26 protein-coding genes are annotated in these 23,503 nt (G+C 70.9%); 8 read left to right on the top strand and 18 right to left on the bottom strand.

Translation table 11 applies throughout. From position 1 onward, the window contains the following. The first annotated feature begins 57 nt into the window (after nt 1-57). Both G3I65_RS41655 and G3I65_RS41650 read left to right on the top strand, forming a co-directional pair. Nucleotides 58-417 carry a VOC family protein gene (locus G3I65_RS41655; protein WP_239071763.1) on the top strand — a complete coding sequence of 120 codons (360 nt, stop codon included), beginning with the start codon at nt 58-60 and terminating at the stop codon, nt 415-417. 25 nt (nt 418-442) lie between these two features. Then, entirely contained in the window at nt 443-913 is a 471-nt protein-coding gene (locus G3I65_RS41650; protein WP_160700963.1) for a heme-degrading domain-containing protein, read from the top strand. On the opposite strand, the gene G3I65_RS41645 is transcribed toward G3I65_RS41650, so the two are convergent. From G3I65_RS41645 to G3I65_RS41625, 5 genes are read right to left on the bottom strand one after another with little or no spacing between them, the layout of a single operon-like run. Beyond that, nucleotides 900-1,508: a DUF3558 domain-containing protein gene (locus G3I65_RS41645; RefSeq protein WP_160700962.1), complete on the bottom strand. Its 609-nt coding sequence runs from the start codon at nt 1,506-1,508 to the stop codon at nt 900-902. The two genes, G3I65_RS41650 and G3I65_RS41645, sit on opposite strands and share 14 nt — an antisense overlap. Nucleotides 1,509-1,519: 11 nt before the next feature. Further along, nucleotides 1,520-2,248, bottom strand: a complete 729-nt coding sequence (locus G3I65_RS41640) for a hypothetical protein (protein ID WP_160700961.1) — start codon at nt 2,246-2,248, stop codon at nt 1,520-1,522. Nucleotides 2,249-2,255: 7 nt separating this feature from the next. Beyond that, nucleotides 2,256-2,606, bottom strand: a complete 351-nt coding sequence (locus G3I65_RS41635; protein ID WP_160700960.1) for a hypothetical protein — start codon at nt 2,604-2,606, stop codon at nt 2,256-2,258. Next, a complete protein-coding gene (locus G3I65_RS41630; protein ID WP_160700959.1) occupies nt 2,603-2,914 on the bottom strand; it encodes a hypothetical protein in 312 nt (103 codons plus the stop codon). The genes G3I65_RS41635 and G3I65_RS41630 overlap by 4 nt, the downstream gene beginning before the upstream one ends. Next, nucleotides 2,911-3,345, bottom strand: coding sequence for a YbaB/EbfC family nucleoid-associated protein (locus G3I65_RS41625; RefSeq protein WP_160700958.1), 435 nt, complete (start codon nt 3,343-3,345; stop codon nt 2,911-2,913). Before G3I65_RS41625 ends, G3I65_RS41630 begins: the two co-directional genes overlap by 4 nt. A gap of 263 nt (nt 3,346-3,608) precedes the next feature. Between G3I65_RS41625 and thrS the strand changes: the two genes are divergently transcribed. Continuing rightward, complete coding sequence (gene thrS / locus G3I65_RS41620; RefSeq protein ID WP_160700957.1) at nt 3,609-4,835, top strand: threonine--tRNA ligase; 1,227 nt, start codon at nt 3,609-3,611, stop codon at nt 4,833-4,835. Here the strand turns inward: thrS and G3I65_RS41615 are convergent. The 5 genes from G3I65_RS41615 to G3I65_RS41595 form a co-directional block, all read right to left on the bottom strand. Next, nucleotides 4,762-5,607 (bottom strand): MerR family transcriptional regulator, encoded by an 846-nt coding sequence (locus G3I65_RS41615; protein WP_160700956.1) that lies wholly within the window; start codon nt 5,605-5,607, stop codon nt 4,762-4,764. The genes thrS and G3I65_RS41615 overlap by 74 nt on opposite strands. 122 nt (nt 5,608-5,729) lie before the next feature. Then, nucleotides 5,730-6,557 carry an ABC transporter permease gene (locus tag G3I65_RS41610; RefSeq protein ID WP_160700955.1) on the bottom strand — a complete coding sequence of 276 codons (828 nt, stop codon included), beginning with the start codon at nt 6,555-6,557 and terminating at the stop codon, nt 5,730-5,732. Beyond that, nucleotides 6,554-7,447: an ABC transporter permease gene (locus G3I65_RS41605; protein ID WP_160700954.1), complete on the bottom strand. Its 894-nt coding sequence runs from the start codon at nt 7,445-7,447 to the stop codon at nt 6,554-6,556. Before G3I65_RS41605 ends, G3I65_RS41610 begins: the two co-directional genes overlap by 4 nt. Then, the gene (locus G3I65_RS41600; RefSeq protein ID WP_160700953.1) at nt 7,444-8,493 is read right to left on the bottom strand and encodes an ABC transporter ATP-binding protein; all 1,050 of its coding nucleotides are present in this window, start codon (nt 8,491-8,493) and stop codon (nt 7,444-7,446) included. The genes G3I65_RS41605 and G3I65_RS41600 overlap by 4 nt, the downstream gene beginning before the upstream one ends. Then, on the bottom strand, nt 8,490-9,686 hold the full coding sequence (locus tag G3I65_RS41595) for an extracellular solute-binding protein (protein WP_160700952.1): 1,197 nt from the start codon (nt 9,684-9,686) through the stop codon (nt 8,490-8,492). The genes G3I65_RS41600 and G3I65_RS41595 overlap by 4 nt, the downstream gene beginning before the upstream one ends. Before the next feature lie 88 nt (nt 9,687-9,774). Here G3I65_RS41595 and G3I65_RS41590 point away from each other — a divergent pair, with 88 nt between their 5' ends. Continuing rightward, complete coding sequence (locus G3I65_RS41590) at nt 9,775-10,689, top strand: dihydrodipicolinate synthase family protein (protein WP_160700951.1); 915 nt, start codon at nt 9,775-9,777, stop codon at nt 10,687-10,689. Here the strand turns inward: G3I65_RS41590 and G3I65_RS41585 are convergent. Continuing rightward, nucleotides 10,686-11,642 carry an RNA polymerase subunit sigma-70 gene (locus G3I65_RS41585; protein WP_160700950.1) on the bottom strand — a complete coding sequence of 319 codons (957 nt, stop codon included), beginning with the start codon at nt 11,640-11,642 and terminating at the stop codon, nt 10,686-10,688. The genes G3I65_RS41590 and G3I65_RS41585 overlap by 4 nt on opposite strands. A gap of 211 nt (nt 11,643-11,853) precedes the next feature. Here G3I65_RS41585 and lysA point away from each other — a divergent pair, with 211 nt between their 5' ends. Beyond that, a complete protein-coding gene (gene lysA, locus G3I65_RS41580; protein WP_160700949.1) occupies nt 11,854-13,197 on the top strand; it encodes a diaminopimelate decarboxylase in 1,344 nt (447 codons plus the stop codon). Here the strand turns inward: lysA and G3I65_RS41575 are convergent. Further along, entirely contained in the window at nt 13,175-13,795 is a 621-nt protein-coding gene (locus tag G3I65_RS41575; protein WP_160700948.1) for a TetR/AcrR family transcriptional regulator C-terminal domain-containing protein, read from the bottom strand. The genes lysA and G3I65_RS41575 overlap by 23 nt on opposite strands. A 63-nt stretch (nt 13,796-13,858) precedes the next feature. Here G3I65_RS41575 and G3I65_RS41570 point away from each other — a divergent pair, with 63 nt between their 5' ends. After that, the gene (locus G3I65_RS41570; protein WP_160700947.1) at nt 13,859-15,211 is read left to right on the top strand and encodes an FAD-dependent monooxygenase; all 1,353 of its coding nucleotides are present in this window, start codon (nt 13,859-13,861) and stop codon (nt 15,209-15,211) included. Here the strand turns inward: G3I65_RS41570 and G3I65_RS41565 are convergent. Next, nucleotides 15,208-16,737, bottom strand: coding sequence for an APC family permease (locus tag G3I65_RS41565; RefSeq protein WP_160700946.1), 1,530 nt, complete (start codon nt 16,735-16,737; stop codon nt 15,208-15,210). The genes G3I65_RS41570 and G3I65_RS41565 overlap by 4 nt on opposite strands. Nucleotides 16,738-17,001: 264 nt before the next feature. Here G3I65_RS41565 and G3I65_RS41560 point away from each other — a divergent pair, with 264 nt between their 5' ends. Beyond that, nucleotides 17,002-17,478 carry an Lrp/AsnC family transcriptional regulator gene (locus G3I65_RS41560; protein WP_125308583.1) on the top strand — a complete coding sequence of 159 codons (477 nt, stop codon included), beginning with the start codon at nt 17,002-17,004 and terminating at the stop codon, nt 17,476-17,478. Between the two features lie 46 nt (nt 17,479-17,524). Here the strand turns inward: G3I65_RS41560 and helR are convergent, their stop codons facing one another. Then, the gene (gene helR / locus G3I65_RS41555) at nt 17,525-19,729 is read right to left on the bottom strand and encodes an RNA polymerase recycling motor ATPase HelR (protein ID WP_160700945.1); all 2,205 of its coding nucleotides are present in this window, start codon (nt 19,727-19,729) and stop codon (nt 17,525-17,527) included. A gap of 101 nt (nt 19,730-19,830) precedes the next feature. Then, nucleotides 19,831-21,648 (bottom strand): LamG-like jellyroll fold domain-containing protein, encoded by a 1,818-nt coding sequence (locus G3I65_RS41550; protein WP_160700944.1) that lies wholly within the window; start codon nt 21,646-21,648, stop codon nt 19,831-19,833. Nucleotides 21,649-21,727: 79 nt separating this feature from the next. Here G3I65_RS41550 and G3I65_RS41545 point away from each other — a divergent pair, with 79 nt between their 5' ends. Beyond that, nucleotides 21,728-22,120 carry a glyoxalase/bleomycin resistance/extradiol dioxygenase family protein gene (locus G3I65_RS41545; RefSeq protein WP_160700943.1) on the top strand — a complete coding sequence of 131 codons (393 nt, stop codon included), beginning with the start codon at nt 21,728-21,730 and terminating at the stop codon, nt 22,118-22,120. On the opposite strand, the gene G3I65_RS41540 is transcribed toward G3I65_RS41545, so the two are convergent. The 3 genes from G3I65_RS41540 to G3I65_RS41530 all read right to left on the bottom strand — a co-directional run. Continuing rightward, nucleotides 22,096-22,584, bottom strand: a complete 489-nt coding sequence (locus tag G3I65_RS41540; protein WP_160700942.1) for a DUF6328 family protein — start codon at nt 22,582-22,584, stop codon at nt 22,096-22,098. The two genes, G3I65_RS41545 and G3I65_RS41540, sit on opposite strands and share 25 nt — an antisense overlap. 77 nt (nt 22,585-22,661) lie before the next feature. Then, nucleotides 22,662-23,054, bottom strand: coding sequence for a TIGR03667 family PPOX class F420-dependent oxidoreductase (locus G3I65_RS41535; RefSeq protein ID WP_160700941.1), 393 nt, complete (start codon nt 23,052-23,054; stop codon nt 22,662-22,664). A 67-nt stretch (nt 23,055-23,121) separates the two neighbouring features. Next, nucleotides 23,122-23,503 (bottom strand): DUF2339 domain-containing protein (locus G3I65_RS41530; RefSeq protein ID WP_160700940.1); only part of this gene is annotated, 382 nt, incomplete at its 5' end.

Here is a 23,503-nt window from a genome sequence, read left to right as displayed (position 1 = left end):
CCTGACCGGAGTACCTTTCCCGCCGAGAGAGGTGAAGCCATGCTCAACTCAGCGGAATTGGTCGCCTTCGCACCGTCGAGCGACCTCGAGCGCTCGCGCGCCTTCTACACGGATGTCGCCGGGCTCGAGTTCATCGAGCAAACCCCCTTCGCGGTCGTGTTCCGGAGTGGCCGGACGATGGTGCGCGTCACCGCCGTGGCCGAGTTCACGCCGCAGCCCTTCACGGTGCTCGGCTGGGCGGTCACCGACATCCGGGCGGCCGTCACCGAGCTGCGTGGCCGCGGCGTCGAGTTCCTCACGTTCGACACGCTGCCACAGGACACCGACAAAATCTGGACCGCGCCGGGTGGCCGGATCGCGTGGTTCCGCGATCCCGACGGCAACGTGCTGTCGCTGACGGAGTTCATTGGCAATTAAACAACAGTGTTGATTTAATAGCGGCATGACCGACGCCGACGCCCTCGCCCAGCTCGCCGAGCAGGAGGAACGCCTCCAGTTCACGAAGTTCGACAACGAGACCGCGCTCGCCCTCGGCCAGCAGCTCCTGGCGGCCGCGCGCGACCGCGGCCTGCCGGTGACGATCTCCGTCCGCCGCAACGGCCAGCGCCTCTTCCACGCGGCCCTGCCCGGCACGTCGGCCGACAACGACGCCTGGATCGACCGCAAGAGCCGGGTGGTGGACCGCTACGGCCACAGCTCCTTCCTGGTCGGCACCCAGTTCCGCGCCACGGGAGGGTCGTTCGAGGAGGACAGCCGCCTGGACCCGGACCGCTACGCCGCACACGGCGGGGTGTTCCCGGTGCTGGTGCGCGGCGTCGGCCCGGTGGGGACGGTCGGCGTGTCCGGGCTGCCGCAGGCCGAGGACCACGCGTTCGTGGTCGAGCAGCTGGAGCTGTTCCTCAGCCGCTCCTGAGGTTGCCGAGCACGAACTCGGCGGTCTTCAGGACGCCGCCGCAGCGGTCCTTGTCCCAGTAGACCGAGGGCGCGCCTTCGCCGCGGTAACTGAAGATCAGCATGTCGGTGTCGGTGACCGCGACGCCGACAGCGCAGTCGTTCGCCCCCGACGTCTCGTGGAAGATCGCGGCCGGCAACCCGGAGACCGACACCTCCGTCCACGAGTCCATCGCACCGGCCACGCGACGCGGCGTGTCCTTGAGAGCCGCGAGCGTTTTGGGTTCCGTGAGCGGCTTCAGCACGGAGACGGCCGGCGACTTCCCGCTCGTCCAGACGCAGCCCACCGCCTCCTCGGTGGACGACCTGCGCGGCGACACGATGTCCGGCGGATCGGCGACGACGGCGGCGACCTGCTCCTTGGTGAGCAGGCCGCACGGATCAGTGTCGAACTTCGCCAGGTCGACCGGCTGCCGCACCGGCGTCAACGGCAGAGCCGGACCGGTTCGCGCCGGGGACGGCGGCTCGGGGAGGGTCTTTTCCAGCCCGGATGGTCCACAGGCGGTCAGCAGCGAACCGCCGAGGAGCGCGGCGAGAACCAGCGGGGACAAACGCATTCGCATCGTGTTCACTCCGGCCAAGCCGACGGGTCGACCCGCCACTGCCGCTGGTTGTCGATTCCCGATCCGCCGGGGAGTTCCGGGATCTCCGGGAAATCGGTGACGGTGCGGACCATGGTGTTCGCTTTGCCCCAGAAGTCGGACATCTTCGACTCCGAGTCCGCGAGCAGGTCGACGAAGTCCTTGACCAAAGTGCCGAAAGCCTCGACGACCGTGTCGATGACGTCTCCCGCCGTGAACATGTCCACGACCGGGATGACCGAGGTCACCGCGGCGATGATGAGTTTCAGGTCGATCTTGGCCAGCTCGGCGGCGCAGGTGCCCAGGAACTTGATCGCCGTCGCGTAGGTGTCGACGACCATGTTCGTCAGCTCGGTGAGAATCGAGGACACGGCACCGACCGCGGTGTTCTGCTTGTCCAGCGCGTCGTTCACAGAGTTGGTGTAGGTGTTGAACTGGCTGGCGGCCCGTCCCGACCACGTGCCGCTGACCACCTGGACGGCTACGCCGATGTCCGCCCTGGCATCGGCCAGCGTGCTGACGGTCGCGAAGTGCTCGGCCAGCTTCTGCACGCTGAGCACATTCCCCAGCAATTTGGTTCGCATGTCGTCCAGCAGCTGCAGGATGTCGTTCCGCCCGAAGATGTCGGCGATCTGCCGGACCTTGGCGTCGGAGTCCTCGGGATAGGGGGCCGGCGAATGCTGTGTCTGCGCCCCGGAGGCGGTTGCGGTGACCATGGTCAGTTCAGCCTTCTTCCTTCGCGCGCAGCCGTCGATAGTCTTCTTCGTCCTGGGTCTCGTAGTAGTCGGCTGCCTTGTCCAGCGCTTCAGCCAGCGCAGTGAGGCGTTCGGCCCCTCGCTCGCTCTTCTCCCGCAGGCTTTGGATCGCCGCGTTGAAGACCTCGACGATGCCCGATCGGACACCGAGCATTCCGACGTCTTCGTTGCGAAGGGTCAGCGGCGCGAGGTCTCCCGACGCGAACTTGGTGATCTTTTCCCGCGCCGCGAAGACTTCGTTGGTAGCCGCTCGCAACGCTTGCGGGTAGACCTCGAAACCGGAGTCACCGCCGAGGGGATCGAACCCGCCACTCGTCATCGTGCCCCCACCTCCCGCGCTGCCGCGTCGACCATCGTCTTGCGGCGGGTCGATGCCGCCGATTCGGCGTTGCAGATCGCGCGTAGCACGTGGCCGGCCAGGCTGGCACCGGTTTGCGCGGTTACCGCCTCGCGGACGAGGTCGACCGATACAAGACCACCCGAGCCGTCGACCGTCACCGTGCCCAGACCGGCACCGATGTTCAGGACCAGCGGCAGGCTCGAGCCTGCCGCGGCAGCCTGCTCCACGGCAGCCAACCGGGCGTCGATCTCCTTGGCCAGGTGGTAGAGCTCTTCTTCGCGGTTCACCAGCGCCCGCCTCCTGATTCCGGTTCTTCGTCGGTCAAGAAGTCGAACTCCTCGAAGCTCTCGTCGTCGGGTTCCGCTTGACGTTGAACGGGCTCGCGCGCGGGAGCAGGCGGCTCCTGCGGCGCGGCAACGGCCGCCGGGGCCGGCGGCCGGAGACCGAACAGCGCGTTCAACTGCGGTAGCGACGCGGCACGTGCGGCGTTCCGTGCGTTGCGGACCGCTTCGGCGATGCTGAGACCCAGCCTCTGCGCGTGCGGCCCGTGCAGAGCTCCGTCGTCGATCCGCAGGTCGAGTAGTTTCGTCTGCCCGCTCACCACCGCGGTGACCAGCTGATCGCTTGATTTCCCGGTGTGCCGGGCGGCCGCGAGCCGCCCGTCCAGTTCGGCGGCCTGCCGCTGCAGCAGTCCGAGATCGCGGTGAGGTGCGGTCATGACCGCATCACGGCGTCGTTCATCCCCAACCCCCTACTCCAGGTTCCATCGCTATGACGGAACGTGCCCGGTCAGCACCCTACTGCCGACCACCGACAAACCGAAAAGAAGTGGCACGCGCTGCTACCGTCGATCCCATGAAGCGCGCATTGACGACGACGCCGGAGAGTGTCCCGGCGCGCTGAACCACGCATTCCAGCCCGGGGCGGTCGCCCCCGGGCTTCGTCTTGTGGTGCACCGCCTCGCCTTCCCGAGGAGTCCACGTGCACGACCACCGCAAGCTCGGCCGCGAACTCGGCCTGTTCGGTTCCGACCCGCTGATCGGCGCGGGCCTGCCCTACTGGCTGCCCGACGGCGCGATCGTCCGGCACAGCCTGGAGGAATACGTCCACGCCCTCGAACGGCGCGCCGGGTACCGGCACGTCCATTCGCCCGTGCTCGGCAAACGCGAGCTGTACGAGATTTCCGGGCACTGGGCGCACTACCGCGACGACATGTACCCGCCCATGGACGTCGGCGGCGAGCAGCTCGTGCTGCGGCCGAGCCTGTGCCCGCACCACGCGCTGATCTACCGGTCGCGCGGCCGCAGCTACCGCGAACTGCCGCTGCGGATCGCCGAGCTCGGCGGGATGTACCGCAGTGAACTGTCCGGCGTCCTCGGCGGGCTGGGCCGGGTGCGCGCGATCCAGCTCAACGACGCGCACGTCTTCTGCGCTCTCGACCAGGTCGAAGCCGAGGTCGACGCGGCGCTCGCGCTGATCCGCCAGGCGTACGGCGCGCTCGGCATCAGCCCGGCGCGCTACCGCCTTTCGCTGCCCGGCGACGGCGGCAAGTACGCGGCCGGGAATTGGGACCGCGCCTCGGAAATCCTGCGTTCCGTGCTCGACCGGAGCGGGCTCGCGTACGACGCCGTCGAAGGTGAAGCCGCTTTCTACGGGCCCAAGATCGACGTCCAGATCGCCGACGGCGCGGGCCGCGAATCGAGCCTGTCCACCGTCCAGGTCGACTTCCACCAGCCCGCGCGGTTCGGCCTCGAATACGTCGGCGCGGACGCGGCGAAACACCGGCCGGTCATGGTGCACCGCAGCATCATCGGCAGCGTCGAACGCGCGATGGCACAGCTGATCGAAGTGCACGGCGGCGCGTTCCCGGCCTGGCTCGCGCCGGTGCAGCTGCGGCTGCTCCCGCTTTCGGAAGCCGAACTGCCGTACGCGCGCGAAGTCCTCGATCGCTGCGGCGACCTGCGGGCCGAGATCGCGGCCGAGGGCAGCCTCGGCGCCCGGATCCGGGACGGGCGGCTGGCACCGTTCCAGGCCGTGCTCGGACCGGAGGAGGCCGCCTCGGAGCGGCTTTCCCTGCGGTTGCGCGACGGGAGCAGGCTCGACGCGCAGCCGTTGGCCGACGCGCTCGCGTGGGTCAGTGCCGAGAGCTCGCCGCCGTCAGCCAGTCGAGGGCCGGGGTCAGGCTTTCCGGCTGGGCCCAGCCGTTGATCACCGCGAGCAGTTCGAGGTAGCGCTCACGGCGTGGGTCGTTGACGGCTTCGAGCCAGTCCCGCAGTTCGCGCGGGTCGCGGCCGAGGCCGTCGACGATCGACGCCGCTTCCGGGCTGTCCGGGGCGATCCCCGCGTCGAGCGCCTGCGTGACGGCGACGCGGACTTCGGCGGCCAGGTCGCGACGCAGACCGCCTTCGTGCTGGTCGGCGAGCCGGCGCAGGGCAGCGCGGAAGTCCTCGTCCTGCATCAGCTCGGCCAGCGCGATCCAGGCGTCGACCTGTTCGGTGGTGGGGTTTTCCGGCAGTTCCGGGGTCAGCGTCCGGGCGACCCCGGCCAGGGCGGGACGGTCGCCCAGCGCTTCGGCGAGGAACTCGCCGATCAGGTGGCGACGCTCCGCTTCGGACAGCCGGGCCAGTTCGTGCACGAGTCTCGTCTCCTCCGTGGTCGAGCCGCGGCCGGCGATCGCCGTCAGCACCGCTTGACGCAGGCGAAGCACGCGGATTTCCGCTTCCAGCGCCGCCGCGTGCTTCGCCGCGATGTCGGCGACCTCGACTTCGCCGTCGGTGATCCGGCGGATCGTGGCGAGGTCGAGGCCGAGTTCGCGCAGCGTGCGGACGAGGCGGAGCCGGGCGAGCGCGGCGTCGTCATAGCGGCGCTGACCTGCGGTGTTGCGTCCGGACGGCGGCACGAGACCGCGGTCCGAATAGAACCGGACGGCCTTGATCGTCAGCCCTGTCCGCCTCGCCAGCTCGCCGATCGAATACCGCATGCCCTCAGCCTGGCAGCTCCCCTCGGGGGAGCCGCAAGCCCGGTTTCACCCCATCGTGTCGATCACGTGTTCGACGATTCGCGGTAACGTGGATCACATGAGCCCACGAGCACCCCCGACCTTCAGGTCTCTTCCCGGATCCGGGTGACCAGCTGGGTCGGGTTCACGAACCGCAACGCGACGAGGAGGAGCAGGAGCATGGAACCCGTGTAGATGGTCGCCATCGCGTCCACCGACTGGTTCGCGCGGATGCCCGCGGCGAACACGGAGTTGTACAGCGCCACCACGAGGGTCGTCGAATCCGGGCCGGCGGTGAGGAACGTCAGCTCGAACATCCCGACCGTGCGCACCAGCACCAGGATCGACGCCGCCAGGATGCCCGGCAGCAGCAGCGGGCCCAGGATGCGGGTGAACACCGACGCCGTCCGGGCGCCGGACATGCGCGCCGCGGCTTCGATCTTCGGGTCGATCTGCTCGATGAACGGCGTCATGGTCAGCACGACGAACGGCACCGACGGCACCAGGTTCGCCAGGATGACGCCGGTCGTCGTGCCGGCGAGGTGGACCTTGTACAGCACCGTGGCCAGCGGGATGCCGTACGTGATCGGCGGGATGAGGATCGGCAGCACGAACAGCAGCATCACCAGGCGCTTGCCGGGGAAGGACCGGCGGGCCAGCGCGTAGGCGGCCGGGACGCCGACCGCCACCGACACGGCGATCACCACGAGAGCGACTATCGCCGTCGTCAGGAGGACGTCCGAGAGGCCGAACTCGCGCCACGCGTCGGCGTACCAATGGGTGGTGAAGCCGTCCGGGAGCCAGGTGCCGAACCACTGCTCGCCGAACGAGTCGACGACCACCGAGAGCACCACGCCGGCGAGGTTGACGAAGAAGAACGCGACGACGGCCCAGACGACCCAACGTCCAGGACGCGCGACCCAACCGGTCATCCCTTGCCTCCGGTCGCTCCGCGGTACAGCGTGGCGCGCCACGCCATGACCAGGCCGATCACGATCAGCATGACCACCGCCATGAGCATCGCGACGGCCGAGCCCATCGAGTAGTCGTACTCCTCGAACGCGGCGTGGTAGGCCGCGATCGAGATGACGCGGGTCTCGTTCGCGGGGTCGCCGACCAGCTGCGCCGAGGGGAACACCGAGAACGCCATGACGAACGACAAGCAGAAGGTGATCGCCAGACCGGGAGCCAGCAGGGGCAGCGTGATCCGCCGGAAGCGCTGGACGCCGTTCGCGCCCAACGTCGCGGCGGCCTTCTCCAAGGAGGGGTCGATGCCCGAGAGATAGGACAACGTCAGCAGGAAGGAGAACGGGAAGCCGGTGATCACCAGTGACAGCAGCACGCCGGTGTAGTTGTGGATCAGCGGCAGCGGCTGGTCGGTGATGCCCAGGACCGTGAGCACCTTGTTCAGCCAGCCCGCCGGGCCGCCGTACATGATCAGGCCCTGCGCGGTGAGCACCGTGCCGAGCGTGATGGGCACGACCAGGATCGTGGTCAGGAGGCGCTTGCCGCGGACGCGGCCGCGCAGGACGTACGCGATCGGGATGCTGGCGAGGACGTTGATGAACGTCGCGGGCAGCGCGATGCCGAGCGTCGTCCAGATGGTGCCGCGCAGGTAGGGGTCGCCGAAGAACCGGGCGTAGTTCGCGAAGACGCCGCCCCGGCGTGGGGCGAAGGACAACTGCAGGCCGTAGAGGAAGGGGTACAGGAACAGGCAGGCGATCACGAGCAGGCCGGGAACCAGCAGGAGCAGGGTGCGGTCGACGCCGCGTTCGGCCAGGCGATGCCGGAGGGCCGGGCGGGCCGTCGTCACGGCGGTCACGGCGCGAACACCAGGACGCGCTCGGCCGGGACGCCGATCTTCGCGGCGTCGCCGGGGGCCAGGCGCTTGTCCGTCCGGAAGTAGACCGGCACCCCGGTCGGCAGCCGAGCGGAGACGGACAGCTCGCGGCCGTGGTACTCGACGATCTCGATCGTGACGTCGAGGGCGTTCTCCGCGCCGTCGCCGACGACGAAGTCCTCGGGCCGGATCGCCACCTTCGCGGGGCCTTCCGCGAGCGAGCCGCGGTTCGCGCCGGTCAGGCGGACGCCGTCGCCTTCGACGGTGACCGAGGAGCCGGCGGTGCCGGTGACCGTCACGTCCAGGAGGTTGCGGTAGCCCATGAAGGAGGCGACGTAGCTGTTCACCGGCTGCGCGTAGACCTCCTCGGGAGTGCCGACCTGCTGGACCTCGCCCTCGCGGAGCACCACCAGGCGGTCGGCCAGCGACAGGGCCTCCTCCTGGTCGTGGGTGACGTAGACGGTGGTCAGCCCGAGCGTCTGGTGCAGGCGGCGGATCTCCATCCGCATCTCGAGGCGGAGCTTGGCGTCCAGGTTGGACAGCGGTTCGTCCATCAGGACCACCGGTGGCTCCAGCACGACGGCGCGGGCGATGGCGACGCGTTGCTGCTGGCCGCCGGAGAGCTGGGCCGGGAACTTCGCCGCGTGCTCCGTGAGCTGGACGAGGCGGAGGGCTTCGTCCACCCGGCGGCGGGCTTCGGCGCGGGCGACCTTGCGCATCTTGAGGCCGAAGCCGACGTTCGCGCGGACGGACAGGTGCGGGAACAACGCGTAGTTCTGGAACACCATCCCGAACCCGCGCTGCTCCGGCGGGCGGCCGTCGATGCGGGTGTCGTCGAGCCAGATGCTGCCTCCAGTCAGCGGGAGCAGGCCGGCCAGGCAGTTGAGGGCGGTCGACTTGCCGCAGCCGGACGGGCCGAGCAGGGCCACGAACTCGCCGCGCGCGATGGCGAGGTCGAGGTCGCGCAGGGCATTCGCGGTGCCGAAGCTGCGGGAGACCCCGTCGAGGCGCAGCTGCTCGAACGTCACTTCTTGCCGACCTTCGAGCCGCCGACCAGCTGGTTCCACTTGTCGAACGCCTTGACCTGCTGTTCGGCGGGCAGCGACGTCTCCTTGGGGTACTGCGCGATCCACTGCTCGTACTCCGGGCGCCCGAACTGCTTGATCGTGTCCTGGCTCTTCTGCGGCGCCATCTGCAGGGTGACGTCCGTGACGGCCGGGCCGGGGTAGAAGTAGCCGTCGTCGTAGGCGATCGCCTGCTGGTCCGGCTTGAGCATCCACGCGATCAGCTGGAGGATCGCCGACTCCTGGTCGGGCGAAAGACCTTTGGGCATCAGGGCGTACTGGGCGTCGGTGACCCAGTGCATCGGCTGCATGATCGCGGTCTTGACCGTGTTCGGCACGGTGCCGAGCTTGCGCGGGTTGATGTCCCAGCCGGTCGTGGACATGATCATGTCCACCGAGCCCGAGGCGAGGTTCTTCATCGTCTCGGTGGTGCCCGACGGGTAGTACTTCACGTACTTGCCCAGCTCCTGCAGGAACGCCCAGGTCTTGTCCCAGCCCTTGTCCGGGTCCTTCGGGTCCTTGTCACCGAGCAGGTACGGGAGTCCCATCAGGAACGTCCGGCCCGGGCCGGAGTTGGCCGGCTGCGCGTACTGGAACTTGTCGGGGTGCGCCTTGGCCCAGTCGAGCAGCTGCTGCGGCGACGCGGGGGCGGCGGGCACCGCGCCGGGGTTGAACTCCAGGAGCGGGCCGGAGGGGTAGTAGACGACCTCGACGCCGTAGCCGTTGGCGAGCTCCTGCATCTTGGCGGCCGGCTCGAGGTAGTTCTGCATCAGGTTCGGGAACCGGCCGGCGAAGTCCGGGAGAACCTTGGCCAGGGTGCCGTTGGCGATGCCGGCGGAGAGGCCGTCGGTGCCGCTGAGGACCAGGTGCGTCTGGGCGACGCCGCCGTCCTGTTCGGCCTTGAGCTTGCCCGCCATGCTCGGCGCGGGCGCGGTCGAGTACGTGACCTTCGCGAGCACTTCGGGGTGGGCGGCCTTGAAGTTCTCGATCATCTGCTTGGTGAGCTGCAGGTTGCCCGCGACGTCGAGGATGTTCAGCTCGACCGGCTTGCTCGGCTTGTCCGGCACCGCCTGGGGATCCGCGGCCTGGCCGCCGCCGTCACCGCCGGGGGCGCCGCACGCCGCCAGGCCGGCGGCGAGGCCGGCCGCCAGCAACATTCGTCGGAATCGGAAGCCGGTGCGACGGTGCATGGCTGCTCCTGGGTCCGTGATAATGTTGTGCGCCGTATCGTATATCAGATAGGACATGCCAGTGGCCACGTTCGAGGAGCAGAAGCACCGACTCTCGGGCGTGGTGGCCATCCCGGTCACGCCGTTCGACGCCGAGGGCGCCGTCGACGCCGGGACGTACGCGAAGCTGGTGGACCGGCTGGTCACCGGCGGCATCGAGGTCGTGACGCCGAACGGGAACACCGGCGAGTTCTACGCGCTCGACGCCGCCGAAGCCCGGCAGTGCCTGGAAATCACCGTCGAGGCCACCGCGGGCCGGGCCAGCGTGCTCGCCGGAATCGGGCACGACGTCGCTTCGGCGACGCGGGCCGCGACCCACGCGCGGGATGCCGGCGCCGACATGATCATGGTCCACCAGCCCGTGCACCCGTACGTCTCCGGCGAGGGCTGGGTGGACTACCACGCGGCGATCGCCGGCGCGGTGCCGGAACTCGGCGTCGTGCTCTACCTCCGCAACCCCGCGATCGCCGGCGAACAGCTGCGCGCGCTGGGCGAGGCGGCGCCGAACGTCATCGGCGTGAAGTACGCGGTGCCGGATCCGGTCCGGTTCGGCTCGGTGGCCCGCGACGCCGGGTTCGAGCGGTTCGTCTGGATCGCCGGCCTGGCGGAGCTTTCGGCGCCCGGCTACTTCGCCGTCGGCGCCACCGGCTTCACTTCGGGGCTCGTGAACGTCGATCCGGCGACGTCCCTGACGATGTTCCGCGCACTGTCCACAGGGGACTACCCGGCGGCGATGGCGGTCTGGGAGCGGATCCGGCCCTTCGAAGAGCTCCGCGCGGCGAACGGGAACGCCAACAACGTCAGCGTGGTGAAGGACGCCCTCGCCCAGCTGGGCCTGTGCCGCCCCGACGTCCGGCCGCCGAGCCGGTTGCTGACGGCGGCCGAACGGGAGCGGCTCTTCGGGCTCCTGTCCTCGTGGGGACTGTCCTAAAGCTCCATCGGCAGGCCGAACGACGGGAAGACGGCCGGGACGAACGTCGTCACCTCGGTCACCCGGTCGCCGTCGATCGACAGGGTGTTCAAGCCGAACGCGCGGAAGCGGCCGTCGTGGCGCAGGTACGTCGCCACGGCCGGGCCGCCGTTCGCGCGGGTCGGCCGCATGCGCAGCTCCATCGGCACCGAGCCATGCAGCACCGGGGCCCAGCCTTCGAGGACCGTCGCCAGGCCGCCGTACCAGGTCGGTTCCGGACCGTCGTGGCCGCCGGCGCCCGGCTGGTGGCTGCAGCGGACGTCGTCGCTCAGCACGGCCGCGATGGCCGTGTCGTCCGCGGCCGTGATCGCCGCGATGTAGCGGGAGACCACCGCGCGCTCCTCGCCGCTCGACTCGACGCGCCACTCCGTGCGCCGCGCGGGCAGCTGCTCCTTCAGCTCGGCTCGCGCACGTTGAAGCGAACTGCTCACCGAAGCGGGGGTTGTCTCCAACGCGGCCGCCGTCTCCTTCGCCGACCAGCCGACGACGTCGCGGAGGATCAGCACCGCGCGCTGCCGGGGCGAGAGGTACTGGACGGCGGCGAGGAACGCCAGCTCGACCGTCTCGCGGGCGATCGCCACGTCCAGCAGGTCGTCCGGCGCCGGCTGCAGCCACGGGACCGCCGCCGCCGGCCGGGGCGCCAGGTGCGAGCCGGACGCCACGGGCAGGTCCACCGCCGGGACCACGCGCGGCGTGCGGTCGAGGAAGTCGAGGCACGCGTTCGTGGCGATCTTGTACAGCCAAGCCCGCACGCTCGCCCGTCCCGCGTACTGCTCGCGGCCGCGCCAGGCACGCAGGAACGTCTCCTGCACCAGGTCCTCGGCCTCGTCGAGCGACCCCAGGAACCGGTAGCAGTGCACCCGCAGCTCCCGCCGGTGCTGCTCGGTCAGTTCGGCGAACTCGGTCTCGTCCATCGTGTCGGTAACCATGCCCGGTGTGACGGCGCCCGGCATCGGAAATCAACTCTTCGCAGGTCAACCACGGTGTGGCCGAAGTTACTCGCGCGTCAAGGACGAGTAAGCGACCGGGCACCGGCCGTCAGGACCGCGTTCGCGGGGGACGCCCGGCGGCGCGGACGGCGGTGTCCTGACGGGGTCCGATCCGCCGTGATGCCCGGAGGCACCCGTGACGCTCAGCGAGCTTCTTCCCAGCCTCGGCTGCGAAGCCGCCGATCACCTCGAGCCAGGAGTCTGGCCGCGAAGCACCCGACTCGGCGAAGACGGCGAGCTACTCTTCGCCGGCGCGCGAGTCAGCCACCTCGCCGCCCGCTTCGGGACGCCGTCCTACCTCATCGACGAGCAGCAGGTCCGCGACACCGCCCGCGAGTACCGCGAAACGCTCCCGGACGTCGAGGTCGCGTACGCGAGCAAGGCCCTCTGCACCCGTGCCGTGCTGCGCTGGGTCGCCGAGGAGGGGCTGTCGCTCGACACCTGTTCCGCCGGGGAGATCGCCGTCGCCCGGTCCGTCGGCTTTCCCGCCGAGCGCATGGTGCTGCACGGCAACGCGAAGACGCCCGAAGACCTGAAAGCCGCGCTCGGGTACGGCGTGCGGCGGATCGTGGTCGACTCGCTCGACGAGATCGAGCAGCTCGGCGCGCTCGCCCACGGCGGGCAGCAGGTGATGATCCGGGTGACGCCGGGTGTCGCGGCCGGGGCGCACGCCGCCATCAGCACCGGTGCCGAGGGGCAGAAGTTCGGGTTTTCGCTGCTGGACGGCGTTTCCGACAACGTCGACGCCGCCACCAGGGCCGTGCTGGCGCAACCCGGGTTGCGCCTGGCCGGCCTGCACTGCCACATCGGTTCGCAGGTTTCGCGGGTCGACCGGTACGAAGCCGCCGCGCGGCGGATGGCCGAGGTGCTCGTCCGGCTGCGCGACACCCACGGTGTCACGTTGCGGGAGCTCGACCTCGGCGGCGGGCACGCCGTGCCCTACGTCGGCGGCGAGCCCGCGTTCGACCTCGGCGGGTATTCGCGACGGCTGCGCGTGGCGCTCGCCTACGAGTGCGCGGCGCACGATTTCCCGTTGCCCCGCTTGACGATCGAGCCGGGCCGGGCGCTCGTCGGGCCGGCCGGGATCACGGTGTACCGCGTGTGCGCGGTCAAGCGCGGCAGCCACACGTTCGTCGCGGTCGACGGCGGCATGAGCGACAACGCGCGGCCGTCGCTCTACGGCGCCCGGTACACGACGCGCCTGGTGGGCCGGCGCTCCACCGCGAAGCGCGTCCCGATGACCGTCGTCGGCAGGCACTGCGAAGCCGGTGACGTCCTGGCCGACGGCCTCGCGCTGCCCGCCGACCTGCGCGCGGGCGACCTGCTGGCCGTGCCGTGCACCGGCGCGTACCACCACTCGCTGGCGTCGAACTACAACCAGGTCGGCCGCCCGCCGCTGGTCGGCGTGAAGAACGGCGTCGCGACGCTGCTGGTGCGCCGCGAAACCGAGGAGGACCTCAGCCGCCGCGACCTCGGCTAGTCGCTTCCAGCCCGGCGAGCAGCACGCCGAGCGCGTACCGGAAGTCCTCCTCGACCGTGGACCCGGCGCGTTCGCGCAGGCCACGGGCCAGCAGCGGGAACGGGAACGCCGCCGAAGCGATCGCGGCGGCTTCCTCCTCCGGCGGCAGCCGCGTCTGGTCCTCGACGGCCCGGCCGAGCACGAAGTGCACCAGCAGCCCGGACGCGCGGGTCGCTTCGCCGAGCGGGAAGCCTGCGTCGTGCAGGACGCCGGTCGCGCGCTCGGCGAGTTCGCCGAGCGCGCGGGCCACCCGGAGGTCCGCGCCGAGCGCGACGCGGGCGCCGTCGCGGTGCGCGAGCAACGCCGCATGCAGCGCGAAACCCGCGTCCTCGAGCCACTTCAGCCACGGACCGGACGCGGGCAGCCCGGCGACGACGGGTGCCACGATCGCGTCCGTCAGGTGGTCGAGCAACGCCCGCTTGCTCTCGAAATGCCAGTACAACGCGGGCGCTTTGACGCCGAGTTCCGTGGCGAGCCGCCGCACGGTCAGCTTGTCGAGACCCTCGTCTGCCAGCAGTTTCAGCGCGACGCGCACCGCGTCGGCGACTTCCAGCGGCATGCTCCTCCTTGACGCCTTAACTTGTTAAGGACATCCTAGCCCTTAACAAGTTAAGGAGAAAGCATGGATGCCGACGTGATCGTCGTGGGCGCCGGGCCGGTGGGCCTGTTCCTCGCCGCGGAGCTCAAGCTCGCGGGCGCCGAACCGCTGGTCCTCGAACGCCGGGAAACCCCGTCCGAAGAACCGAGAGCACGCGGTGTCGGCGCGCTGGCCACCGAAGCGCTCTGGCGCCGCGGCCTCGGCGAGCAGCTCACCGCCGCCGACGTCGAAGGCACGAAGGACCTCGCCCGCGACCACGGCAGCACCCGCGGCCACTTCGCGAGCATCTTCAAGATCGTGCCCAGCGACGACCGGCCGCGGACCAACATCTGGCAGCCGGAGCTGGAGCGCGTCCTGGCCAAGCACGCCGAAGGCATCCGGATCCTGCGCGGGCACGAAGTCACCGCACTCGAGTCCGATGTGGACGGCGTCACGGTCACCGCCGGCAAGACCTGGCGCGCCCGCTACGTCGTCGGCTGCGACGGCGGCCGCAGCACCGTCCGCAAGCTCGCCGGGTTCGGTTTCCCGGGGACGCCCGCGCTGCTGCGCACGATCGCGGGCCAGGCGCGGTTCGCCGGCGACGTGCCGCCGGCCGGGCGCCACCCCGGCGGCACGTTCCTGCACGGCGGCAGCATGGTCGGGGTCACCGAACCCGCGTCGGCCCCGGAGACGGCCGGCTTCGCCGCGAGCGTCCGGCGCGTCACCGGCGTGGACGTCGTCGTCGAGGAGTTCCGGGAAGAACGGCGGTTCACCGACCAGGCCCGCCAGGCCGACACCTACCGCCGCGGCCGCGTCCTGCTCGCCGGCGACGCCGCGCACGTCCACTCGCCCAGCGGTGGCCAGGGCCTCAACCTCGGCATCCCCGACGCGGCCAACCTCGGCTGGAAGCTCGGCGCCGTCCTCCGCGGCGACAAGCCCGAAGCGTTCCTCGACACGTACACCCGCGAACGGCACCCGGCCGGCGAAGCGGTGCTGCGCAACACAAGGGCGCAGTCGGCGCTGCTCGCGCCCGGCCCGCACGTCGACGCGCTGCGGGAGATCGTCGCGGACGTCATGGACCTGCCCGAGGCGAACCGGTACTTCGCGGAGCTCCTGGCCGGCACCAAGCTCCGCTACGACTTCCCGTACCCCGCCGGGCGTCCGGCCGGCGAACACTGCCCGGACCTCGAGATCGTCGACGCCGGCGGCCGGAAGTCCCGGCTGCACGAGCACACGCGCACCGGCCGCGGTCTCCTGCTGACGTCGGAGGACCTCGCCGATCCGCGCGTCGACGTCGTCCCCGCGGCGAACACCGGCCCGCTGCTGCTCCGCCCGGACGGGGTGATCGCCTGGGCCGGCGAAGGCGACCTGGCCACCGCCCTCGACACCTGGTTCTAGCCCGGTTCGATGACGTCGCCGCCGCGCCGCACCACGCCGCGCGGCAGGCGGCGCCCGGCGAAGAAGTCGCGGCAGGCGCGGTGCACCGCGAACATCAGCGGCACCCCCAGCACGATCGACACCACGCCGATCACCGCGACGCCGCCGATGCCGAACACCGTCGTCTCGCCCGCGTCCGGCCGCGCGTACTCGATCAGCGCGAACCCCAGCACGGCCAGGAAGAACACCCCGCCGGCGAACGGCAGCAGCCCCCGCAGCAGGAAGTTGCGCACGCTCGCGAACAGCGTGCGGCGGAACACCCAGACGCAGGCGAGCGCCGTCATCGTGTACTCGATCGCGATGGTCAGCCCGACCGCGTCAACCGAGTCCGCCAGCACGTTGCCGCTGACCAGCGCCAGCAGCACGTACACCGCCAGCGACACCAGCCCGAACGTCCAGGTGGCCACGGACGGCGTCCGGAACCGCGGGTGCACGCGCCCGAAGACGCGGGGCAGCGCGCCGTGGCTGGCCATCGACAACGTCGTGCGCGCGGCGGGCATGATCGTCGCCTGGCTGGTGGCCGCGCCACTGGTCAGCACCGAGACGATCAGGAGCACGCCCAGCACCTTCCCCGCGGTGCCGTCGCCGAAGACCGCGCCGCCGAGACCCGCGAGGACGTCGTCGGAGTTGGCCTCGTTGCCCAGCCCGATCCCTTCGGTGCCGACGCCGGCGAAGGCCAGCGCGGCGACTGTGACGAGCAGGTAGTTCAGCACCAGCAGCACGGTCGAAAGCACCGCGGCGCGGCCCGGCGCGTGCCGCGGGTCGGCGGACTCTTCGTTGACCGACAGCGAGCTTTCCCAGCCCCAGTAGATGAACACGGCGAGCAGCACCGCCGAAACCGCGGTCCCGGCGCCGACGCCGCCCGGCCACAGCCAGTCGAGGCGCGGGACCGTCGCCTGCGGCCCGGCCGTGCCGTCGAAGACGCGGACCAGCGCCACCACCGAAAACAGCACGAGCACGACGAGCTCCACGCCGAGCAGGATCCACTGCGCCCGCGCGGACACCTCGATGCCGCGGTAGCAGAGCCAGCACAGCGCGAGCAGCCACGCGGCCCCGATCGCCGTCGTGACCCACCGGTTGCCCGCGGCATCGGACGCGCCGAACAGCAGCAGCGTGTACCGGCCGGTGAGCGCGGACTGGCTGCTCATCACCAGCAGCTGCGCGACCGTGACGACCCAGCCGGTGAACCACCCGGCGTGCGGGCCGAACGCGCGCGCCGCCCACGTGAAGTTCGTCCCGCAGTCGGGTTCCGCGGTGTTCAGCTCCCGGAACGCGAGCGCCACGAACAGCACCGGCACGAACGACAGCAGGACGAACGCCGCCGCCTTGAACCCGGTGCCGGCCAAGACGATCAGCCCGAGCGTGGCCGCGATCGAGTACGCCGGAGCCGTCGACGACATGCCGATGACCGTCGACGACACCATGCCCAGGGCGCCGCCGCGCAGTCCCTTTCCCGGGACGGCGCCGAGCGCCACGGCCTCCGACATGCGTTGGTCCTCCTGGGGTAACGGGAGACGACAGAGCCGCCAGACGGTACCCGGCGGGGCCCGCCGGGCGCGTGCGGCTGTGCGCGGGCGCACAAAACCGCCTCGGAAAGCCTCGTGATTTTCCTCCCGGGCCACCGATTCCTCGGCTGACGGCGACGTGCACGCCGGATCACGCGAAGCTGGCGCTGGGGTCTCGCTTTCTGGTCAGGTCTCGATACGCTGCGCACTTGACAAATCACATGCCGAAACACAGGGAGGGACGGCATGGGTGACGATTCACGTGCGCGCGGACTGGACAACACGGACAGATCGTTGATCGCCCTGCTCCAGCAGGACGGCCGCGCGTCGTTCACCGCGCTCGCGAAGGCGGTGGGGCTTTCGGAGGGAGCCGTCCGCCAGCGCGTGCAGCGGCTGCTGCGCGACGACCTCATGCAGATCGTGGCGGTGACCGACCCGGTCAACGTCGACCTGACCAGACAGGCGATGGTCGGGATCAGCGTCGACGGCGCCGATCCGCGCGAGGTGGCGGGCAAGCTCTCCGAACTGCCGAACGTGCACTACGTCGTGTTGTGCGCCGGGCGGTACGACCTGCTGGCCGAGCTGGTCTGCCGGGACGACGACCACATGCTCGAAGTGCTCGGCGAGGAGATCCGGCAGATCCCGGGCGTCTCCGGGACCGAGCTGTTCGTGTACCTCAAGCTGGCCAAGCAGAACTACTCCTGGGGCCGGCTCACGGCGTAGCGGCCGTGAGTGAGAAACAGGGTCGCTGTTTCTCACTCACGAGGCGCTACACGAACCGCCGGTGCCCGGCCCGAGCCGGCACCCCGGCTTCGGCGAGCCCCGACAACACCGCCGGCAACGGTTCCCGGTGCAGCACCCCGAGGCGCTGCGTGGCACGGGTGAGCGCGACGTACAACTCGGCCGCGCCACGCGGCCCCTCGGCCAGGATCCGCTCGGGTTCGACGACGAGGACGGCGTCGAACTCCAGGCCCTTGGTGGCCGACGGCGGGACCGCGCCGGGCACGCCCGGCGGACCGATCACGACGGCCGTGCCTTCACGGCCGTCTTCGTCGCGGGCGAAATCGGCGATGGCGTCCGGCAATTCGCCATCCGCAACTTGTCTGGACCAGGGCCGGACGCCGCTCGCCCGCACCGATTCCGGCGGCCGCGCGTCCGGCGCGAACCGCGCCAGCACGGCGCCGGCGACGGCCATGATCTCCGCCGGCGTCCGGTAGTTCACGGTCAGTTCCCGGTACTGCCACCGGTCGCCGGCGTACGGCGCCAGCATCGCGGCCCAGGACGTCGCCCCGGCCGCCGACCGGCGCTGGGCGAGGTCGCCGACGATCGTGAACGACCGGCTCGGGCACTTCCGCATGAGCACTCGCCAGTCCATTTCGGACAGTTCCTGCGCCTCGTCGACGACGACGTGCCCGTACGTCCAGTCGCGGTCCGCGGCCGCGCGTTCGGCGAGGTCACGCGTGTCGCGCTCGCCGAACCGGCCGGCCAGATCTTCGGCGTACAGCAGGTTTTCCGCGCTCAGGAGGACGTCCTCGTCCATCTCCTCGCGGTCCAGCTTGAGGACGTCCAGGACGCCGGCGGAGTACTCGGCCTCCTCGGCCGCCTGTCGGCGCGCGGCGGCCCGGTCGGCGGCGTCGTCGCGGCCGAGCAGGTCGACGAGCTCGTCGAGCAGCGGCACGTCCGACACCGTCCAGGCGCCACCGTCCGCGCGGAACAACGCGGGATCGGCGCCGGCGGCGGCCAGCCGGCGCGGCGACATGTACATCGGTGCCAGCAGCGTCTCCGGCGTCAGCTCCGGCCACAGTCCACCGAGGACGGCGTCGAGCTCTTCGTGCTCCGCCAGCTCTTCGCGGACGTCGGTGCGCAGATCGGCCCACGCCCCGCGGTCCGCCGGGGTCAGCCACCCCTCGCCGATCTTCGCCACGGCGCGCTCGGCGAGGAGCGCGACGACGTGCTCGCGGAACACCGCGCGGGCTTCGTTGTGCGGCAAGCCCGACCGGCGCGCTTCGAGCCGGGCCTCGGCCGCGGTGGCCGCGTCGAGGTCGACGGTGACGTCGGCCAGCTCGACCGGCACCGGATCGCCGGGCACCCGCTGCCGGTCGGCGACCGCCGCCGCGAGGACCCCGACCATCTTCGAAGATCCCTTGAGCCGCGCCACCTCCGGCGCGTCTTCGGCGGTGACGCGCAGGCCGGGCACGAGGTCGCCGGTGGTCAGGAAGACGACGTCCGATTCGCCGAGCGAAGGCAGCACGCGGCCGATGTGGTCGAGGAACAGCGGGCTCGGCCCGACCACCAGCACGCCGGTGCGCGACATCCGCTCGCGCTGCGTGTAGAGCAGGTAGGCGACGCGGTGCAGCGCGACGGCGGTCTTCCCGGTCCCCGGACCGCCCTCGACCACCAGGACGCCCGCGTGGCCGAGGCGGATGATCTCGTCCTGCTCGGCCTGGATGGTCGCGACGATGTCCCGCATGCCCTCGCCCCGGGGCGCGGTGACGGCGGCGAGCAGGGCCGCGTCCCCGCGTTCGCCTGCCCCGGGACGGCCGAACACCTCGTCGGTGAACCCGGTGACGCGGCGGCCGACGGAATGGAACTGGCGACGGCGGCGCATGTTTTCCGGCGTCGCCGCGGTGGCGACGTAGAACGGGCGCGCCGCCGGCGCCCGCCAATCCAGGAGAAGGGGCTCGTAGTCGTTTTCGCCGTCGAAGAGGCCGATCCGGCCGATGTAGCCGCGTTCGCCCGAAAGGGCGTCCAGCCTGCCGAAGCAAAGCCCGTTGTCGACGACGTTCAGCCGCGTCGCCTCCCGGGCCCGGATGCGCACGTCGGCGTCCCGTTCCACCAGCGCGATCCCGGTTTCCCCCAGCGCGGCGTGGTAGCGGGCCCGCGCCTGTTCGCGTTCGCGGTCGAGCCGCGCGTACAGCCCGGCGATGTACGCGCGCTCGTCCCGCAATTCCTCGCCGTACCCCTGATTTGACAATTTCCCCTCACAGCGGTTAGACTGGCACCAGGTTCGGCGAGTTCTCCTTTTAGTTTTGGAGAGCACGCCGATTTTTTATTGTCCACCCGCTGTCAAGGGGTTCAGCCCAGCATGAATTCGCGCGGGTTCAGAGGCCGGTCCACCACCCGCACGTCCCCCAGCAGCCCGGCGAAACTCCGGTCGACCTTCCCGTCGTAGGAGGAGGCGCCGACCAGCCACGAGCCGCCCGGGTCGGCGAGCCCGACCGCCGGCGTCGCCGGGTTCCGCACGACCGGGCAGCCGTCGACGTAGACGATCGTGCGCCGGCCGTCGTTGACCACGGCGACGTGCCACCACTTCTCGACCGCCAGCTCGTGCCCCCAGTTCGTCGAGGTCCGGTCCTGGTTGAGCGGGTACACCGCCCACTGCAGCTCCCCACCGTCCGAAAGGGACAGTGTGGCGGCCGATTCCTTCGGGTCGTCGCCGGTCTTGCCCGCCGCCGCGCCGCTGCCCTGCCGGGCGAACAGGCCGCACCAGCCGTGGTGGCCGTCCTTGAAGTTCGCCGGCAGCCGGAAGAACGCCTCGACGGTGTAGCCACGCTCGAACTTCAGCCGGTTCATCGGCGCCGCGTCGACCGTGCGCAGGTACGCGCCCCGGCTCGGGTCGCGGCCGCCGTCGAAGCGCAGGCTCGCCCGCGACGGCTGCCGCGGCGAGAACTCGCTCGCGTACTTCAGCGCGTCCGGCCCGCTGCCCGGCGCGGTGACGCGCGTGAGGTCGTTGCCGCGCCCGGTCTGGTCGCGCACGACGACGCCGGCCGGCACCGGCTTGCCGTCCTGGCCGCCCTCGAAGCGCCAGTAGGCGACGGTTCCGGGCACCAGCAGCTGCTTCGCCGGACGTCCCGGCGGGACCGGCACCGGCGCGAACCCCTTGAACCGCTCGGCGAAGTCGATCTCGAGGCTGAAGTAGTCGGCCGACCCGCTGCGTTCGACCTCGACCCGCTGCATCTCGCTGAGGTGGTCCTGCGCGGCGAGCCACGGCGAGAACGTCCGGACGTCGATCACGCCGCGCGCGAGGTCGAACTGGTAGAGCCGGACCATCGCGCTGCCGCCGTAGTAGCGGTCCTGGTAGTTGGCGATGTGGACGTGGACGTCGTGCCCGGCGGCGTTCTTGCGGACCGTGCGCCCGGTCGGCCAGTAGTGGCCGTTCAGCGTCAGGAAGATCTGGTCGTTGCCGTCGACGAGTTCCTTCCAGACCAGCTCGCCGAAGGTGGAGAACTGCGCCTGGTGGTCGTCGTCGGCCCAGACCAGCTCGTGGATGGTGAGGATCGCGGGCAACGTGGGGTGCTGCGCCAGGACCTGCTTGGCCCAGTTCAGACCGCCCGCCGACGGCCGCCAGTCCAGGGCGAGGAGCAGCCATTCGCGGCCGCCGCCGCGGAAGATGTGGAAGGTGTTGTAGCCGTCCTTGGACGCGCCTTTGAACGTCGGCGAGTTGCGCTGGCGCTGCGGGCCGAACGCGTCGAGGTACGGCGACGGGCCGCGCTGGTCGTCCTTCGAGCCGTCGATGTCGTGGTTGCCCGCGAGGGTGCTGTACGGGAACCGGCGGCGGTCGAGCGCCTGGAACGACCTGCTGATGCGCGCGAACTCGTCGGCCCGGCCGTTCTGGGTGAGATCTCCGAGGTGAGCGAGGAAGACAACGTTGTCATCCGACTCGTCGAGGACGTACCGCAGCGACGCGTCCAGCGGGGCCGCGTCGCCGCGGTCCTCGTCGAACAGGTACTGGGTGTCCGGCATGACCACGAGCGTGAAGCGCGGGTCTTCCTGGTCCGGGCGGTGCGGGCCCTGCGCGTGCGCGGCCGGCGCGCCGAGGACGCCCGGCAGGGTCGCGGCGGCGGCGACGGCCGGGGCGCCGAGGAGGAAGGTCCGGCGAGAAGTGTCAGTCACGGGCGGGAAGCTACGGGCGCCGCCCGACCGCCCCGGCAACTGCCGCCGAACGCGGGATGAACAGCGGTACTGTTCGCGCATGAGCGGCCCGCGGGTGTTCCGGTTGATCCAGCCCGTCGACGACGTCGAAGTCGCCGTCGCGTTCTACGCCGCCGTCCTCGGCGACCCCGGCGAGCGGATCGCCGTCAACCGCCACTACTTCCACTGCGGCGACGTCGTGCTCGCCTGTGTCGAAGCGCCGCTCGAACACCGCGAGCCGCGGCCGCAGCGGGACCCGCGGATCGTCTACCTCGCGGTCGACGACGTCGACGAGACCTTCGAGCGCGTGCGCGCCGCCGGCCCGCGCTGGATCGACGACGCCATCGAGACGCAGTTCTGGGGCGAGCGTTCGTTCTACGCCGACGACCCGTTCGGCAACCCGCTCTGCTTCGTGCAGGAGGACACGCTCTACTTGGGCGGGCCCGTCGGCTGATCGCCGTTGGCCGGGTGCATCCGGATCGGCATGACGAACCAGAGGATCCCGAAGATCAGCAGGCAGAGCACTGCCATGACGAGCATCGCGATCCAGCCGTAGACGACCTTCGCGATCAGCGCGACCGTCGACGTGATCGCCAGCGCCAGGCAGACCAGCCCGACCAGGACGAGCCGGTTGCCCACGGTCAGGATCCGTTCCCGGCTCCCCGTGCGGAACAGCAGCCGGTGCCAGGCCGCGGGCGCGGTCAGCAGCGCCGTCGCGGCCACGGCGAGCGCGACCGCGGCGAGGTGCAGCGACTTCTCGAACCCGCTGGCGTCGTGGAAGCGGTCGGTGAACACCACCGACAGCAGGAACCCGAACAGGATCTGCACGCCGGCCTGCGCGACCCGCAGCTCTTGGAGCAGCTCGCCGACGTTGCGCGTCAGCTGCTCGTTGCGGGTCTCGCCGGTGTGTTCGGCCACACGACGACCTTAACCGGGCCCGGGATCTCCCACCGGATGGGAAAAGCGTGGTGGCCGGCCTGGACGTGGACTTCCGGTCACCACCCCCACGAGCGCTCGGGCACCACGCGGATGCGCACGGAGTACTCGGCGTCGAAGGCTTCCGGTGTCTCGAAGCCGATCGCCGCGTAGTCGGAGCCGTACTTCTCGAGGTACCCCGGCGCCTCCGACGCCTTCGCCTCGTCGACGGTCGCTTTCCCGTTGACGACGAGGATCGAGCCGCCGTGCTCGTCGCCGTTGAGGTGGAAGCTCACCTCGGGGTTCGCCTCGATGTGCCGGAGCTTCGCGGTGTCCGGCTTGCTGAACAGCACGACGTCTTCGCCGTCGAGCACGAACCACACCGGTCGTGGTGCGGGCCGCCCCTTCGGCGTGACGGTGGTCAGCCACGCGATCTTTTCGCCCGCCCGGTCGGCGAGCTTCGGTTCCGCCATGTCGGTGCCCCCTGGCTCCTCGGTCCTGTGACCCAGGTAACCACGGGGCACCGACAATTCTTCCCGGCTAGCGCGAGGCGACCCGGCGGGCGTAGCGCGTCCCGGCCGCCAGCAGCACCAGCCCGGCGCCGAGGAACGCGCCGACCCGCGCCAGCCCGTCCAGCGCCGACAGGTCGAACAGCACCAGCTTGAGCACCGCGGCGCCGACCAGGACCAGCCCGGTCACGCGCAGCCCGACGACGTCGATCCCGCGCAGCAGCAGCACGAGCGCGGCGACCGTCCAGGACACCGTGATCAGCGCGTGGCCGAGCAGGAAGCCCGAACGCCCGGGAACCGCGAGCAGCGACCCGCACAGCACCACCCCGGCGGCGCCGTACAGCGCCGCGACGCCGGCGAGGAGCCACACCGGCAGGTCGTCGGCAGGCCCGCGGAACACCGCCAGCCGGGCG

This window comes from Amycolatopsis sp. SID8362 (genome assembly GCF_010550475.1).
In the GTDB taxonomy this organism is placed as follows: domain Bacteria; phylum Actinomycetota; class Actinomycetes; order Mycobacteriales; family Pseudonocardiaceae; genus Amycolatopsis; species Amycolatopsis eburnea.
The sequence above is the reverse complement of the archived record's forward strand: the minus strand, read 5'-3'. Positions and strand labels throughout refer to the sequence as shown.

Coding starts and splice junctions, on each gene's coding strand:
- G3I65_RS41650 (WP_160700963.1), top strand. CDS start 443: ATGACCGACGCCGACGCCCTCGCCCAGCTCGCCGAGCAGGAGGAACGC.
- G3I65_RS41645 (WP_160700962.1), bottom strand. CDS start 1,508: ATGCGTTTGTCCCCGCTGGTTCTCGCCGCGCTCCTCGGCGGTTCGCTG.
- G3I65_RS41640 (WP_160700961.1), bottom strand. CDS start 2,248: ATGGTCACCGCAACCGCCTCCGGGGCGCAGACACAGCATTCGCCGGCC.
- G3I65_RS41635 (WP_160700960.1), bottom strand. CDS start 2,606: ATGACGAGTGGCGGGTTCGATCCCCTCGGCGGTGACTCCGGTTTCGAG.
- G3I65_RS41625 (WP_160700958.1), bottom strand. CDS start 3,345: ATGACCGCACCTCACCGCGATCTCGGACTGCTGCAGCGGCAGGCCGCC.
- G3I65_RS41615 (WP_160700956.1), bottom strand. CDS start 5,607: ATGCGGTATTCGATCGGCGAGCTGGCGAGGCGGACAGGGCTGACGATC.
- G3I65_RS41610 (WP_160700955.1), bottom strand. CDS start 6,557: ATGACCGGTTGGGTCGCGCGTCCTGGACGTTGGGTCGTCTGGGCCGTC.
- G3I65_RS41595 (WP_160700952.1), bottom strand. CDS start 9,686: ATGTTGCTGGCGGCCGGCCTCGCCGCCGGCCTGGCGGCGTGCGGCGCC.
- G3I65_RS41590 (WP_160700951.1), top strand. CDS start 9,775: ATGCCAGTGGCCACGTTCGAGGAGCAGAAGCACCGACTCTCGGGCGTG.
- G3I65_RS41585 (WP_160700950.1), bottom strand. CDS start 11,642: ATGGACGAGACCGAGTTCGCCGAACTGACCGAGCAGCACCGGCGGGAG.
- G3I65_RS41575 (WP_160700948.1), bottom strand. CDS start 13,795: ATGCCGCTGGAAGTCGCCGACGCGGTGCGCGTCGCGCTGAAACTGCTG.
- G3I65_RS41570 (WP_160700947.1), top strand. CDS start 13,859: ATGGATGCCGACGTGATCGTCGTGGGCGCCGGGCCGGTGGGCCTGTTC.
- G3I65_RS41565 (WP_160700946.1), bottom strand. CDS start 16,737: ATGTCGGAGGCCGTGGCGCTCGGCGCCGTCCCGGGAAAGGGACTGCGC.
- G3I65_RS41560 (WP_125308583.1), top strand. CDS start 17,002: ATGGGTGACGATTCACGTGCGCGCGGACTGGACAACACGGACAGATCG.
- G3I65_RS41545 (WP_160700943.1), top strand. CDS start 21,728: ATGAGCGGCCCGCGGGTGTTCCGGTTGATCCAGCCCGTCGACGACGTC.
- G3I65_RS41535 (WP_160700941.1), bottom strand. CDS start 23,054: ATGGCGGAACCGAAGCTCGCCGACCGGGCGGGCGAAAAGATCGCGTGG.